Here is a 13,210-nt window from a genome sequence, read left to right as displayed (position 1 = left end):
CGACGTCGCGGAATGGCTTTGGTTCCACAGGATGTTTCACCCCGCGGCGCGGGTCCCCGGCCGACTGCGAGACGCATACGCCCCGGGCTGGAACGCATCATCTTCGCGACGCGCCAGCGAATTGCGCAGCAAGGCGAGCGTTTCCCGGCCGACCGTCGCGATCTCGCGCGGCGTGTCCACGCCAACGATCATGAACTCATCGATCCCGAGAGCCGCATAGGCAAGCAGCGACAGCGCGACCTGAGCCGGCGGCCCGGACAGGTCGACCGCCTTGTGACCCGTGGCGGACGCACCCCGGTGAATCCGGACCGGAAGCGCGAAGCGCAGCTTGCCGGCGCGGCCATGTTCGGCGGCGGCACCGCGCGCCCGCTCCATCAATTGCCTGATTTCATCGATCGAGCCCGGCGCCAGTTCGAAGACATCGGCATGCCGGCCGGCCACCTTGAGCGCCGTTCCGGATTGTCCGCCCATGCGGATGACGAGGTCGGCGCCGTGAGGGCCCTTGCGCGGCACATAGCCGCCCTTGATGCTGTAGAAGGCGCCTTCGTGGTCGATGGGCCGGTCGTTCGACCACAGCCGCTTCAAGAGCACCAGATATTCGTCGATGCGCTGCCAGACGACGCCATGTCCGACCGGACGTGCCTCGGCATCGTCATCGTTCAACGGCTCGCTGATCATCCTGAGCGCCAGCCGTCCGCCGCTTTCCCTGTCGATCGACGCCAGCTGGCGGGCCGCGACCGTCGGTTCGATCACGCCGGCCCAGTGGGTGAGCACCACTTCCATCGAAGCGGTGCGGTTAAGCACCTGGGAAGCGAGATCCATATTGGTCAGCAGCCCGGCCGAATCGTCGACGACGATCTTGCGGAAGCCGCTATCCTCGATCAGATCGAGCTTGGTCGCCGTCTCGGCGAAATCATAGAAGAAGGGCGCCGTGGCATCGGCGGTCTTGCCGGGTACATGCGTGAATTCGATCGGCATTTCATCTCCTCCATCTCTGGAATCATGGATGCGGTGAAGTTCGAATCCCAGCCGCGCGCAAGCGCACCGGGAATCCGGTTCATTCAACTCCGATTGCCTGAAAATATGGGGCAACTAGCCCCCGTCAGTCTAATGTCTCGGGGCCAGCCTGAAGCTCAGGGAATAAGGCCGAGAACGACCGCCCCGGTGAACACGAACGCAAGGGCAAAGACGAGATAGGCGAAAGCGCCGGCAAAGGCCGGGCGAAAGGTCTGGGCATTGGCCACTCTCTGGCCGCTGCTGTCAGTCTGAGCGTTCTGGATATAGGACATATCGACCTCCGTCTCGCCGGTTAATCTATAAACTTGTAGACTTTGTCGATTGCTATTTTTTGGCCAAAAGCAGAATTATTTTCCCATATCGGGCAACAAATTGGTCGCCGATTGCTGAGAGCGCTTGTCAGCGCGATGGATCGGCGGGGCGTTCGCATTGCCGCGAAGCGATCGAATGGACCTATGTCCTTGTTCCCGCTGTGCCCAATTCGTCCATTGGCCGCCCGCTGCGCGCGCGGTAGCATCGCCCGAGCACACGAAGACCATCAACCATGGGGAACTGAAAATGGGCACGAGACTGGCCGGCAAGGTCGCCATCATTTCGGGCGGCGCCACGGGAATGGGCGGAGCGGCCTCGGAACTGTTTGCCGCCGAAGGCGCCAAGGTCGCGATCATCGACCGCAATCGCGAGGCGGCAGCCGCCACAGCGGCCGCGATACGTGCGCGGGGAGACATAGCCGAGCATTTCGTCGCCGACGTGTCCGACGAAGCGCAGGTCGAGGCCGCGGTGAAAGGGGCGACCGAACAGCTCGGCCCGGTCACCGTGCTGTTCAACCACGCCGGCACCATCGTCATCAAACCCTTCCTGGAGACAACGGTTCAGGAATGGGACTGGCTGCACGCCGTCAATGTCCGCTCGATGTTCCTGATGACGCGCGCCGTGCTGCCCGGCATGGTCGCGGCCGGCGGCGGCTCGATCGTCTGCACCTCGTCGATCTCGGCGGTGGCGGCGACGCCGATGGAGGTGCTCTACGACACCACCAAAGGCGCCTGCCACATGTTCGCCCGCGCCATCGCCGTCGAATTCCGCGACCGCAACATCCGCTGCAACGCCGTCTGCCCCGGCTTCATCCGCACGCCGCACGGCCTGCGCGAGGTCGCCGATCTCGGCAGGCTCGGCATCGATGTCTCCGACGCGGCGCTATCCGCGCAGCAGGGCCGGATCGGCGAGCCGGAAGAGGTCGCCAAGGCAGCGCTGTACCTCGCCAGCGACGAATCGAGCTTCGTCAACGGCACGCATCTGTTCGTCGACAATGGTTTTACGGCGATGTTAACCTGTTCACAACATTGCTGATGCAAAGGCGTCAGCTACTGCGCTTGATAAATATACCGAGCAGCACGGCGGTTGGAACGAAGAACAGTAGGTTTATAGCATACATTAAGATGTTTATCTGAGCGCTCGCGTAATCCATCGCGAGCGGGTAATTTTCTGCAGGACTTCCATAGATTCTCAGGTTTATGTCGCCCCAGATAAACGCACACAGTCCAACTATCCCCGGGATCAGCAGGAATGATAGAAGGAGTACTATTTCCTTTGTTGGAACCGTCAATAATCTAAAAGTCCAATTTCTAAAATTATATACTGACACAAAAACGATAGCAATAAAGTATGCGAGGATGAGCACTAATAACGCCACCCATAGATAGTTATTGGCCAAGCAGATGTCGGCCGGTAAGAATTTTGAAGTCGCCTCCGAAAGCTTCGGCATAAGATTGCTGCAATCGAATTGCCCATATGAACTTTCAGCGATCTCTCTTAGAAATGGCCGTATTGCCATACAGACCAGAGACGCTCCCACCACCGGGACGCTCACTGACAGTCGGACTCTCCCCTGCATGTTTTTGGTTTGCCTGAGCTATTGGGTTTCCGAGGAATCGAGCGCGTGCACCGATCCCAACCTAATCTACGCGAGTTATTTATGCGCTAACGCTCCTCCCTGCGAAACGGCTTCAACAGCGCCGATGGCGCCACCGCGTTGCGTGACATCACGGCCATGGCAACGATGGTGAAGATGAAGGGCAGCATCAGGAACGCTTCGTAGGGGATGTGCCCGAGGCCGCTCGCCTGCATGCGCAGTTGCAAGGCATCGACGAAGGCGAACAGCAGCGCCGCGCCCGCCGAGCGCCACGGATCCCAGCGGCCGAAGACGACCAGCGCGATCGCAACCCAGCCACGTCCGGACACGACGCCGAAGGTGAAGGCGTTGAACTGCGCCATCGACAGGAAAGCGCCGGCCAACCCCATCAGCGCACCGCCGAGGATGGCCGCCTGGAAGCGCGTGGCGATGACGCTGACGCCGGCCGAATCGGCGGCGCGCGGGTTCTCGCCGACCATGCGCACCGACAGGCCCCATGGCGTACGGTAGAGCACGAAGGCGGCGAGCGGGATGGCAAGGATCGCCATGTAGACCAGCGCGAACTGGTTGAACACCGCCGGGCCAAGAACCGGTACATCCGACAGCAGCGGGATCGGCAGCGTCTGGAAACCCTTGATGCTGGGCGGTACCGATTGCTGGCCGAAGATCAGCCGGTAGAGGAAATAGGCAAGGCCGGACGAAAACAGCGTGACGCCGATGCCGCAGACATGCTGGCTCAAGCCCAGCGCCACGGTGAACAGCGCGTGCAGCGCGCCCATCAGCATGCCGGTCAGCACCGCCACCAGCACGCCAAGCCACAGGCTGCCGCTGAAGCTGGTGGCGGTGAAGCCGGTCATCGCGCAAAGCAGCATGATGCCCTCGATGCCGAGATTGAGCACGCCGGCCCGCTCGGAAAACATTTCGCCGAGCGTCGCAAAGGCCAGCGGCGTGGCGATGCGGATGATCGCGGCCAGGAAGCCGACCTGAAAAATCTGTTCGAACACCGCGCTCATCGGACAACTCCGACGCGGCGGATGCGGTAGGCGGTGAACAGCAGCGCCACCAGCATGGCCAGCAGCGCGGTGCCCTGGATGACATCGCTGAGGAAGGCCGGCACGCCGGTCGCGCGCGACATCGCCTCGGCCCCGGTCATCACGGCGGCCAGGAAGATCGCCGCCGGCACAACGCCGAGCGGGTTGAGCCGCGCCAGCATGGCAACGACAATGCCGGAATAGCCGTAGCCCGGCGAGATGTCGCTCATCACCTGGAAATGCACGCCGCCAACCTCGCCGACGCCGGCGAGCCCGGCCAGTGCGCCCGACAGCAGCGCTGTCGAGATCAGTACCCGCTCGACATGGATGCCGCCATAGCGGGCCGCTTCGGGGTTTTCGCCGGTGACCCGGATGCGGAAGCCGAGCGTCGTGCGCACGATCAGGAACCAGATCAAAGGCGCGGCGATCAGCGCCACGATGACGCCGAGATGCAGCCGCGTGCCCTCGATCAGCACCGGAAAGTTAGCCGAATCCTCGATCGGCGGCGAGATCGGATAGCCGCTGAAACTATCCTTCCACGGCCCTTCGATCAGCGCCATCAGCGCGTAATAGATGACCGAGTTGAGCAGCAGCGAGGAAACGACATCATCGACCTTGAATTTGACCCGCAGCGTCGCCGGCACCAGCGCGACAGCGGCACCTGCGGCGGCGCCCGCCACCGCCATCAAGACCATGGCGAGCGGTCCCGGCATCGGGATCGCGCCGACGAAGCAGCTGGCGACCGCGCCGGCGAGCAATTGTCCCTCGGCGCCGATGTTCCAGAATTTGGCCCGGAAGGCGACGGCCACGGCCAGCCCGGTGAAGATCATCGGTGCCGCGCGCACCATGGTTTCGGTGATCGCATAGCTGTCGCCGAGCGAGGCGGTGAACATCACGCCATAGGCCTCGATCACGCTGGCGCCGGCCAGCGCGATCAGGCCGCTGCACAGGACGAGCGTCGCGCCGATCGCCAGCAGCGGCAAAGCGAGGTTGAACCATGCGGGCGTCGAGGTGCGGACTTCCAGGCGAAACATCAGCTATGCCCCTCCGCCCCGGTCATCATCAGCCCAAGCCGCGCGATCGTCGCATCGGCGCTGTCGAGCGTGCCGGCGATGCGGCCCTCATACATCACCGCGATGCGGTCGCAGAGCACCAGCAGTTCCTCGAGATCCTCGCCGATGACGATGATGCCGCAGCCCTTGGCCCGCATGTCGAGGAACTTTTCGTGGATGAAACGAGCCGCACCGATGTCGAGGCCGCGTGTCGGCTGCGAAACGATCAAGACCTTCGGATCGAAGGCGAGTTCGCGCGCCAAAAGCGCCTTCTGCAGATTGCCGCCGGACAGCGCGCCGGCGCGCGTCATCGGCCCAGGACACCTGATATCATAGGCCTTGATCTGGGCCTCGGCGAAGGCGCGGATCGCATCCGGCTTGAGCAGGCCCTTGCTGCTGAACGCCGCCGTGCCGATGCGCGGCAGCACCATGGAATCGGCGAGCGGCAAATTGGTGACCAACCCGGTGGTCATGCGGTCTTCCGGGATGCGGCCGAGACCGAGAGCCTGCACCTCGCGCGGCGAGAACCGCGTGACCTTGCTGCCGGCGATCGTCATCCGGCCGGCGTCGGGCGCGCGCACGCCCGAAATCACCTCAGCCAGCGCCCGCTGGCCATTGCCCGACACGCCGGCGATGCCGAGGATCTCGCCGCCGCGCACGGCAAGCGACACGTCGCGCAGCGCCGTGCCCGAATGCCGCGCGGTGGAAATACCGTCGAGCGTCAGCACCGCCGCACCAGGCGTCGATGGTCCCCGCGCCGGCGGCACGATCTCGTGGCCGCACATCAGTTGCGCCATGGCGGCCGACGTCGTGTTGGCGGGATCGTCGACGCGCCCGGCGACACGGCCATGCCGCAGCACCGTGCAGCGGTGAGTGAGCGCGCGCACCTCGTTGAGCTTGTGCGAGATGAAGATGATGCCGAGCCCTTGCGCCGCCATCGAGCGCAGCGCCGAAAACAGCCCGTCGACCTCGCTGGGCGCCAGCACCGCCGTCGGTTCGTCGAGGATCAAAAGCCTGGCGCCGCGAAACAGCGCCTTGACGATTTCGAGCCGCTGCTGCTCGCCGACCGACAGCGCCGAGACCGGCAGGTCGGGATTGAGCGTCAGCCCATGCTGGCGGCCGATTTCGGCGAGCCGCGCCAGCCCGCCGGCGCGGTCGATCCGCCCCGCCTTGCCGGGAATGCCGATCAGCAGGTTTTCCAGCACCGTCAGCCTTGGCGCGAGGTGAAAATGCTGATGCACCATGCCGATGCCGACAGCCAGCGCATCGGCCGAACTGGTGATGCGCACCGGCCGGCCCTGGATCAGGATCTCGCCGGCATCCGGCGCATAGGCGCCGAACAGCACATTCATCAGCGTCGTCTTGCCGGCGCCGTTCTCGCCCAGCAGCCCGAGGATTTCACCGGGCGCGACGCTCAGGTCGACAGCCTCGTTCGCCTTGACGGCGCCGAAGCGCTTGGTGATGCCGCGCATTTCGATGAGTGGGGCGGGCAAGGACAAGGATACTCCTGATCAGACTTGGCTTTGTGATCCAGCTTTGATTGATGGGGATGCGCGAGGCGCCCCCCTCTGGCCTGCCGGCCATCTCCCCCTCAAGGGGGGAGATCGGATGTCACTTTCGGCTTTCGCCAATTTTCCACGCCGAATAAGGGTGCCGCCGACAAAGCTGCCAATCTCCCCCTTGAGGGGGAGATGTCCGGCAGGACAGAGGGGGGCGCCTAGCACCAACCCCCAAAAGACCAGAACTCAATCCGAAACCGGCGTGTTCTCGTCGACATCCACCCGGAAATTGCCCTCCAGGATCTCGGCCTTCTTCTTCTCGACAAGCTCCTTCACGTCCGCAGGCAGCGTCTTGTCGAACTTGTGGTAGGGCGCCAGGAACGATCCACCCTTGGCCATGCGCGAGAAGTCGCCATAGTCCTGCGCGGTGAAGACGCCGGCCTTGACCAGCTTGATCGCCTGTTCGACCGTCGGATACATGTCCCAGACCGGGCCGGTGATGACCGTGTCCGGGCCGAGGCTCGACTGGTCGGACATGTTGGAGATGGCGAACACCTTCTTCTCCACCGCCGCTTCGATGACACCGAAGCGCTCGGCGTAGATGACGTCGGCGCCGGCATCGATCTGCGCGACAGCGGCTTCCTTGGCCTTGGGTGGATCGAAGAAGGAACCAATGAAGGCGACCTTCTTCTTGATGTTCGGATTGACCTCCTTGGCGCCGGCGAAGAAGGCGTTGACCAGCCGGTTCACCTCCGGGATGCCCATCGCCGCGACGGCGCCGATGGTGCCCGACTTCGACATCTTGCCGGCGATCATGCCTGACAGATAGGCCGGCTCGTGGATCCAGTTGTCGAAGACGCCGAAATTGGGATCGGCGGGGCCGGCGCCCGAGCCGAACAGCCAGGCGGTCTTCGGGAATTGCTTGGCGGTGCGCCGCGATTCACGCTCGGCGGCGAAGGCATCGCCCAGCACCAGCTGATAGCCGCCTTGCGCATATTCGCGCATGACGCGGCTAAAATCGGCGGTCTGCACTTTCTCGGACCATTTGTATTCGATGCCGAGTTCCTTCTCGGCCTTCTGCAGGGCGACGTGGATCTGGTTGTCCCACGGCTCCTCGATCGGTGTGGCGAAGATCGCCGCCACCTTCAGTTTTTTGTCCTTGGCGAAGGCGGCACCCGGCAGCATGGCCGCCGCCAGGCCAAGCGCGCCGAGCTCAAGCACATTGCGTCGCGACAGACCTTCGCGGGCGGAATGAGATTTGTTCTTCCGGTTATCCATTGCAGTCCCCTCTGTTCGACAGCCGTGTCGAGCCGGCTGTTCTAAAAATCAGACGGGGAACTATGGAACGGGTCCGGACTTTTGTCCACATGGTCAAATTTGATGGCGTGCCCAATCCGGTCTTGATCCTGGCCGGCCGAGAAACCTGCGATCAGGCCCGTTCGAGCGCGATGGCGATGCCCTGGCCGACGCCGATGCACATGGTGGCCAAGCCGTAGCGGCCGCCGCGTTCCCGCAGCTCCAGCGCCGCGGTACCGGAGATGCGGGCGCCGGACATGCCCAGGGGATGGCCAAGCGCGATGGCGCCGCCATTCGGGTTGACATGCGAGGCATCCTCGGCGATGCCGAGCTGGCGCAATACGGCGATGCCTTGCGAGGCAAAAGCTTCGTTGAGCTCGATGACATCGAACTGTTTTGGAGTCAGGCCGAGCCGCGCGCAGAGCTTCTGCGTCGCCGGCGCCGGTCCGATACCCATGATGCGCGGCGCGACACCGGCGGCGGCCCCGCCAAGGATGCGAGCGATCGGCGTCAGGCCGTATTTCTTCACGGCGGCCTCGGAGGCGACGATCAGCGCCGCTGCCCCGTCATTGACGCCGGAAGCATTGCCGGCCGTCACCGTGCCGCCTTGCCGGAACGGCGTCGGCAATTTGGCCAGCGCCTCCACCGTGGTGCCGGCGCGGGGATGCTCATCCTTCGAGACGACCACCGCGTCGCCCTTGCGCTGCGGGATCGTCACCTCCGTGATCTCCTTCGCCAATCGGCCATTGGCCTGTGCGGCGACTGCCTTGTCCTGGCTGCGCACGGCAAAGGCGTCCTGGTCGGCGCGGGAGACGGCGAAGTCTTCCGCCACGTTCTCGCCGGTCTCCGGCATGGAATCGACACCATACTGCTTCTTCATCACCGGGTTGACGAAGCGCCAGCCGATCGTGGTGTCGTAAATCTCGGCATTGCGCGAAAACGCCGTGTCGGCCTTTGGCATGACGAAGGGTGCGCGGCTCATCGATTCGACACCGCCGGCAATCATCAGCTCCGCCTCGCCGGCCTTGATCGCGCGTGCGGCGATGGTCAGCGCATCCATGCCGGAGCCGCACAGCCGGTTGACGGTCGAGCCCGGGATTTCCTTCGGCAGGCCGGCCAAGAGCAGCGCCATGCGCGCCACGTTGCGGTTGTCCTCGCCGGCCTGGTTGGCACAGCCATAGACGACGTCGTCGACTGCCTGCCAATCGATGCCGGCATTGCGCTCGACCAGCGCCTTCAGCGGAATGGCGCCGAGATCGTCTGATCGCACCGAGGACAGCGAACCGCCGAAGCGGCCGATCGGCGTGCGGATGTAATCGCAGATATAGGCCTCGGCCATGTCATGCAGCCCTTGTTTTTCCGGTTCCTTCATGCGCCGCCTTGGTGCGGGCCTGCAGGTCGCGCAATGTCTTGAGTTCGAGTTCACTTGGCGGCGGCGTTTCGTCAAGCGCCTCGGCGAACTTAACCACCCAGCCACAGCTCTCCTGCACCTGGTGGCGCGAGACACCCGGATGCAGAGAAACGACCGTGAATTCCTTGGTCACCGGATCAGGCTTCCAGATGGCGAGATCGGTGATCAGCAGCGTCGGACCAGCCGTGTCGATGCCGAGGCGCTTGCGATGATCGCCGCCCTCGCCATGGCCGAAGGAGGTGAAGAAGTCGATCTTTTCGACCATGCCGCGCTTGCTCTGCGCCATGGTGATGTAGATCTCCTTCGACGAGGTCGCGATCTCCGGTGCCCCGCCGCCGCCAGGCAGCCGGGTCTTCGGGTGGAAATAGTCGCCGATGACGGTGGTGTTGATGTTACCGAACTTGTCGAGTTGCGCCGCACCGAGGAAGCCGATCGAGATGCGGCCGCCCTGCAGCCAGTAGCGGAACATCTCCGGCACCGCGACGGTGGTGACCGCGGTCTCGCACAATTCGCCATCGCCGATCGACAGCGGCAGCACATCCGGCGCGGTGCCGATCGTGCCGCTTTCGTAGATCAGCGTGATGTCGGGCGCATGCGTCAGCCGCGCCACATTGCAGGCGGCGGACGGCGCACCGATGCCGACGAAGCAGACATCGTCATTTGTGAGCGCACGGCTGGCGGCAATGGTCATCATCTCGTTGGGGGTGAAGCCCAAGGCCAATGGAGTGTCGCTCATGCCGCTTTCCTCAGATGCTCGACACGTCCAGCAAAATCGTCGGCGCTCTTTTCGATGACGTTCGCCTGCATCCAGGCCTGGAACTTTTCCCGGTCGGCGGCGATCTCGTCCCATTCGAGATAGGCGGCATTGTCGCGCCCATAATAGCCATGCGCGTAGGACGGATGCGAGCCGCCCGGCACGACCGATATCGCCGCGATGGTCCAGCGCGGCAGCACGGTCAGATTGGGGTGCAGGTCGTCGAAATTGTCGACCACCTCCTCCACGGTTACAACCGCACGCCTGGCTGCCAGCACGGCTTCCTTCTGGATGCCGATGATGCCTTCGACCAGCACATTGCCTTTCCGGTCGGCCTTCTGCGCATGGATGAAGGTGACGTCGGGCCGGATCGAGGGAACGGCGGCCAGCACCTCACCTGTGAACGGGCACGTGACGGATTTGATGTTCGGGTTGACCTCCGCAAGGCCCGCGCCGCGATAGCCGCGGAACACCGCGCAGGGCAGACCGGCAGCACCCGCCTCATAGGCATTGGCCATGCCGGCATGACTGTGCTCCTCGACCTCGATGGGTCTCGGAAAACCATTCTCGATGGCATCGCGTACGCGCCGCAACAGGCCGACGCCGGGATTGCCGACATAGGAGAAGACGAGCTTCTTGGCCATGCCCATGCCGACCATCTGGTCGTAGATCAAGTCCGGCGTCATGCGGATCAGGGTCAGGCCGGAAAAACCCTGGCGGATCGCCTCATGCGCCGCAGCCGTCGGGATCAGATGGGTGAAGCCCTCGAAGGCGACGGAGTCGCCATTGTTGAGGTTCTCCGCAATGGCCCGTTTGAGCGGCAGGAACTTGACCATCGCATCGGCTCCACGTACAAAAAGTTCGTATTGCGAACATATGTTTAATATGCGATACTTTTTAAGCTGATCGAAGACGTGGAGTCAATCCGGCAGCGGTACCCTTCCATGGAGGCCCGATGGACGAAGAGACCGTTTCGCGTGACCATGTCGGCTCGCTCGAGCGCGGCCTTGCCGTCATGGAGATCCTGGCGCGTCACCCTCAGGGCATGACGCTGACCGAAATGGCGGAGGAGGCCAGCCTGACCCGTGCCGGCGCCCGCCGCTTCCTGCTGACGCTGGTTGCGACCGGCTACGCCACCCGGGATGGCCGCGTGTTCTCGCTGTCGCCGCGCCTGCTGACCGTCGCCCGCACCTGGCTTGGCGGCGGCTCGCTGTGGAGCTTCGCCGCGCCCATCATGCGGGCGGTGGCGGCGCAGTTGAACGAGGCCTGCTCGGCGGCGATCCTGTCGGGCCCGGATGTCGTCTATGTCGCCCGCATTCCCGGCCGCCGCATCCTCAGCGTGTCGCTCGAGGTCGGCACCAGGCTTCCGGCCTATTGCACCTCGATGGGACGCATCCTGCTGGGCGGCCTGACACCAGGGGAATTGGACGCGTTCCTCCGCCAGGCGACAGTCGAGAGACGCACGCCGAAGACGATCACCGACAAAAAATTGCTGGCCGAGGCAGTCGGCAAGGCGCAGGCCGACGGCTTTGGCATCGTCGACGAAGAACTGGAACTCGGCCTGCGCTCGATAGCCGTGCCGATCCGCGACCGCTCAGGGAGCACGGTCGCGGCCATCAATGTCTCGACGCAATCGGCGCGATTTTCTGTCGCCGAGATGGAACGGGAGATCCTGCCGGCGCTGTTTGAGGCCAGGCAGCGGATTGAAGATTTTTTCGTCGTTTAAGAGGACTTGCCAACCTTCAACGTCGACGGGGCAGCACCCCCCTCTGGCTGCCGGCCATCTCCCCCGCAAGGAGGGAGATCAGCTGTTATCTCGGGTTTCGCCAATCTACACTGTTGTAAGGTGAGCGCAGCGCCGAACCTGCCAATCTTCCCCCTTGCGGGGGAGATGTCCGGCAGGACAGAGGGGGGTGCTGGCCCGCCGACATCTCACAACCCTCAATGCTTGATCCGGTCCCGCATCGCGTACCACAGCATGCCCAGCACATAGAGTGGCCCGCGCAGCGCCGTGCCGCCCGGGAACGGCATCGGGGTCAGCGTCGAGAACAAATCGAGCCGTGACGCGTCGCCGGTGATCGCTTCGGCCAAAAGCTTGCCCGACAGCGTCGACAGGATGACGCCCTTGCCGGAATAGCCGTGGGCGAAATAGACCTCGCCATAGTGCCCGACATGCGGCAGTCGCGATGTGGTCACCGACACCAGCCCGCCCCAGGCATGATCGATGCGGCAGCCCTTGAGCTGCGGGAAGGTGGCTTCCATGTGCGGCCGCACGAAGCCGGCGATGTCGGCCGGCGGCGATGGCGTATAGCGCTCGCCGCCGCCGAACAGCAGCCGGCCGTCCGCCGACATGCGGTAATAGTTGACGACGAAGCGCGTGTCGGACACTGCGACATTGGCCGGGATGACATTGCGCGGGCCGTCCAGGGGCTCTGTGGCGACGATGTAGTTTCCGACCGGCATGATGCGGCTGTTGACGCGCGGTTCCAGTCCATTGAGCAGCGCATCGCCCGCCAGCACGACATGCTTGGCCTGCACCGACCCCTTCGATGTCGAGACCCGGATCGAAGGTTCTCGCTCCAGCTTCAAGGCCACCGAATTCTCATGGATGACGACGCCGGCGGCCACGGCCGCGCGGGCAAGGCCGAGCGTGTAGTTCAGCGGATGCATATGGCCGCCGAGCGGCTCGTACATCGCGCCGTGATAGGGTGTGTCGACCTTGGCCTTGGCCTCCGCCGCCGACAGGATCTCGACATCGCGGAACTTCATCGCGCTTTCGAGGCACTTGGCTTCTTCTTCCAGATCCCTGAGATCGGAGCCGTTGACCGCGCCGACCAGATGGCCGGTCAGCCTTAGATCGCAATCGATGACATGGCGCTCGATGATGTCGAGCACCAGGCCGCGCGCCTCGAAGGCGAGATCGAACAGCACCTTCGCCCGCTCAGCCCCGTAGAGCTTGACCAGCCCCTTGGCGCCCTTGCGCAGGCCCGGGATCATCTGGCCGCCATTGCGGCCCGATGCGCCCCAGCCGATCTTGCCGCCTTCGAGCAGCACCACCTTCAGGCCGCGCTCGGCGGCGTGAAGGGCCGCCGACAGGCCCGTGCAGCCGCCGCCGACGACCACCAGATCGGCTTCGACATCGCCGACCAGAGCCGGATGGTCCGGCGCCGGATTGGCGGTGGCGACATAATAGGATTGGCCGATATCGAGGCCGGAATTGAAACCCGTTGAAGATGCCATG

The 13,210-nt window shown here is 64.0% G+C and carries 12 protein-coding genes; 2 read left to right on the top strand and 10 right to left on the bottom strand.

The genetic code is table 11. The features are described from left to right. Nucleotides 1-36: 36 nt before the first annotated feature. Together AC0NIH_RS05330 and AC0NIH_RS05325 are read right to left on the bottom strand one after the other, a co-directional pair. The gene (locus AC0NIH_RS05330; protein ID WP_473460943.1) at nt 37-978 is read right to left on the bottom strand and encodes an LLM class flavin-dependent oxidoreductase; all 942 of its coding nucleotides are present in this window, start codon (nt 976-978) and stop codon (nt 37-39) included. A gap of 155 nt (nt 979-1,133) precedes the next feature. Next, entirely contained in the window at nt 1,134-1,289 is a 156-nt protein-coding gene (locus tag AC0NIH_RS05325; protein ID WP_473460940.1) for a hypothetical protein, read from the bottom strand. 286 nt (nt 1,290-1,575) lie between these two features. On the opposite strand from AC0NIH_RS05325, the gene AC0NIH_RS05320 reads away from it, so the two are divergent. Continuing rightward, nucleotides 1,576-2,364, top strand: coding sequence for an SDR family NAD(P)-dependent oxidoreductase (locus tag AC0NIH_RS05320; protein WP_473460938.1), 789 nt, complete (start codon nt 1,576-1,578; stop codon nt 2,362-2,364). 630 nt (nt 2,365-2,994) lie between these two features. Here AC0NIH_RS05320 and AC0NIH_RS05315 read toward each other — a convergent pair. The 7 genes from AC0NIH_RS05315 to AC0NIH_RS05285 all read right to left on the bottom strand — a co-directional run bounded on the left by AC0NIH_RS05315 (nt 2,995) and on the right by AC0NIH_RS05285 (nt 10,805). Then, the gene (locus AC0NIH_RS05315; protein WP_473460935.1) at nt 2,995-3,939 is read right to left on the bottom strand and encodes an ABC transporter permease; all 945 of its coding nucleotides are present in this window, start codon (nt 3,937-3,939) and stop codon (nt 2,995-2,997) included. After that, the gene (locus AC0NIH_RS05310) at nt 3,936-4,991 is read right to left on the bottom strand and encodes an ABC transporter permease (RefSeq protein WP_473460932.1); all 1,056 of its coding nucleotides are present in this window, start codon (nt 4,989-4,991) and stop codon (nt 3,936-3,938) included. Before AC0NIH_RS05310 ends, AC0NIH_RS05315 begins: the two co-directional genes overlap by 4 nt. After that, nucleotides 4,991-6,502, bottom strand: coding sequence for an ABC transporter ATP-binding protein (locus tag AC0NIH_RS05305; RefSeq protein WP_473460930.1), 1,512 nt, complete (start codon nt 6,500-6,502; stop codon nt 4,991-4,993). Before AC0NIH_RS05305 ends, AC0NIH_RS05310 begins: the two co-directional genes overlap by 1 nt. A gap of 252 nt (nt 6,503-6,754) precedes the next feature. Continuing rightward, nucleotides 6,755-7,786: a BMP family protein gene (locus AC0NIH_RS05300; protein WP_473460928.1), complete on the bottom strand. Its 1,032-nt coding sequence runs from the start codon at nt 7,784-7,786 to the stop codon at nt 6,755-6,757. A gap of 151 nt (nt 7,787-7,937) precedes the next feature. Next, a complete protein-coding gene (gene pcaF / locus AC0NIH_RS05295) occupies nt 7,938-9,143 on the bottom strand; it encodes a 3-oxoadipyl-CoA thiolase (protein ID WP_023777519.1) in 1,206 nt (401 codons plus the stop codon). 1 nt (nt 9,144) lies between these two features. Continuing rightward, nucleotides 9,145-9,951, bottom strand: coding sequence for a CoA-transferase subunit beta (locus tag AC0NIH_RS05290; RefSeq protein ID WP_224689312.1), 807 nt, complete (start codon nt 9,949-9,951; stop codon nt 9,145-9,147). Further along, nucleotides 9,948-10,805: a CoA transferase subunit A gene (locus AC0NIH_RS05285; protein WP_473460926.1), complete on the bottom strand. Its 858-nt coding sequence runs from the start codon at nt 10,803-10,805 to the stop codon at nt 9,948-9,950. Before AC0NIH_RS05285 ends, AC0NIH_RS05290 begins: the two co-directional genes overlap by 4 nt. 119 nt (nt 10,806-10,924) lie before the next feature. Here AC0NIH_RS05285 and AC0NIH_RS05280 point away from each other — a divergent pair, with 119 nt between their 5' ends. Continuing rightward, nucleotides 10,925-11,695, top strand: coding sequence for an IclR family transcriptional regulator domain-containing protein (locus AC0NIH_RS05280; RefSeq protein ID WP_473460924.1), 771 nt, complete (start codon nt 10,925-10,927; stop codon nt 11,693-11,695). A gap of 215 nt (nt 11,696-11,910) precedes the next feature. Here AC0NIH_RS05280 and AC0NIH_RS05275 read toward each other — a convergent pair whose 3' ends face one another. Next, nucleotides 11,911-13,209 (bottom strand): NAD(P)/FAD-dependent oxidoreductase, encoded by a 1,299-nt coding sequence (locus AC0NIH_RS05275; RefSeq protein WP_473460922.1) that lies wholly within the window; start codon nt 13,207-13,209, stop codon nt 11,911-11,913. Nucleotide 13,210 lies beyond the last annotated feature (1 nt).

The organism is Mesorhizobium sp. WSM1386 (genome assembly GCF_055901595.1).
This window is presented reverse-complemented; position numbering and strand designations above follow the sequence as displayed.

What these genes read in the sequence shown, in the direction of transcription:
- AC0NIH_RS05285 (WP_473460926.1), bottom strand. Translation starts at nt 10,805, where the DNA reads ATGGTCAAGTTCCTGCCGCTCAAACGGGCCATTGCGGAGAACCTCAAC.
- AC0NIH_RS05320 (WP_473460938.1), top strand. Translation starts at nt 1,576, where the DNA reads ATGGGCACGAGACTGGCCGGCAAGGTCGCCATCATTTCGGGCGGCGCC.
- pcaF (WP_023777519.1), bottom strand. Translation starts at nt 9,143, where the DNA reads ATGGCCGAGGCCTATATCTGCGATTACATCCGCACGCCGATCGGCCGC.
- AC0NIH_RS05310 (WP_473460932.1), bottom strand. Translation starts at nt 4,991, where the DNA reads ATGTTTCGCCTGGAAGTCCGCACCTCGACGCCCGCATGGTTCAACCTC.
- AC0NIH_RS05315 (WP_473460935.1), bottom strand. Translation starts at nt 3,939, where the DNA reads ATGAGCGCGGTGTTCGAACAGATTTTTCAGGTCGGCTTCCTGGCCGCG.
- AC0NIH_RS05275 (WP_473460922.1), bottom strand. Translation starts at nt 13,209, where the DNA reads ATGGCATCTTCAACGGGTTTCAATTCCGGCCTCGATATCGGCCAATCC.
- AC0NIH_RS05290 (WP_224689312.1), bottom strand. Translation starts at nt 9,951, where the DNA reads ATGAGCGACACTCCATTGGCCTTGGGCTTCACCCCCAACGAGATGATG.
- AC0NIH_RS05280 (WP_473460924.1), top strand. Translation starts at nt 10,925, where the DNA reads ATGGACGAAGAGACCGTTTCGCGTGACCATGTCGGCTCGCTCGAGCGC.
- AC0NIH_RS05325 (WP_473460940.1), bottom strand. Translation starts at nt 1,289, where the DNA reads ATGTCCTATATCCAGAACGCTCAGACTGACAGCAGCGGCCAGAGAGTG.
- AC0NIH_RS05330 (WP_473460943.1), bottom strand. Translation starts at nt 978, where the DNA reads ATGCCGATCGAATTCACGCATGTACCCGGCAAGACCGCCGATGCCACG.
- AC0NIH_RS05300 (WP_473460928.1), bottom strand. Translation starts at nt 7,786, where the DNA reads ATGGATAACCGGAAGAACAAATCTCATTCCGCCCGCGAAGGTCTGTCG.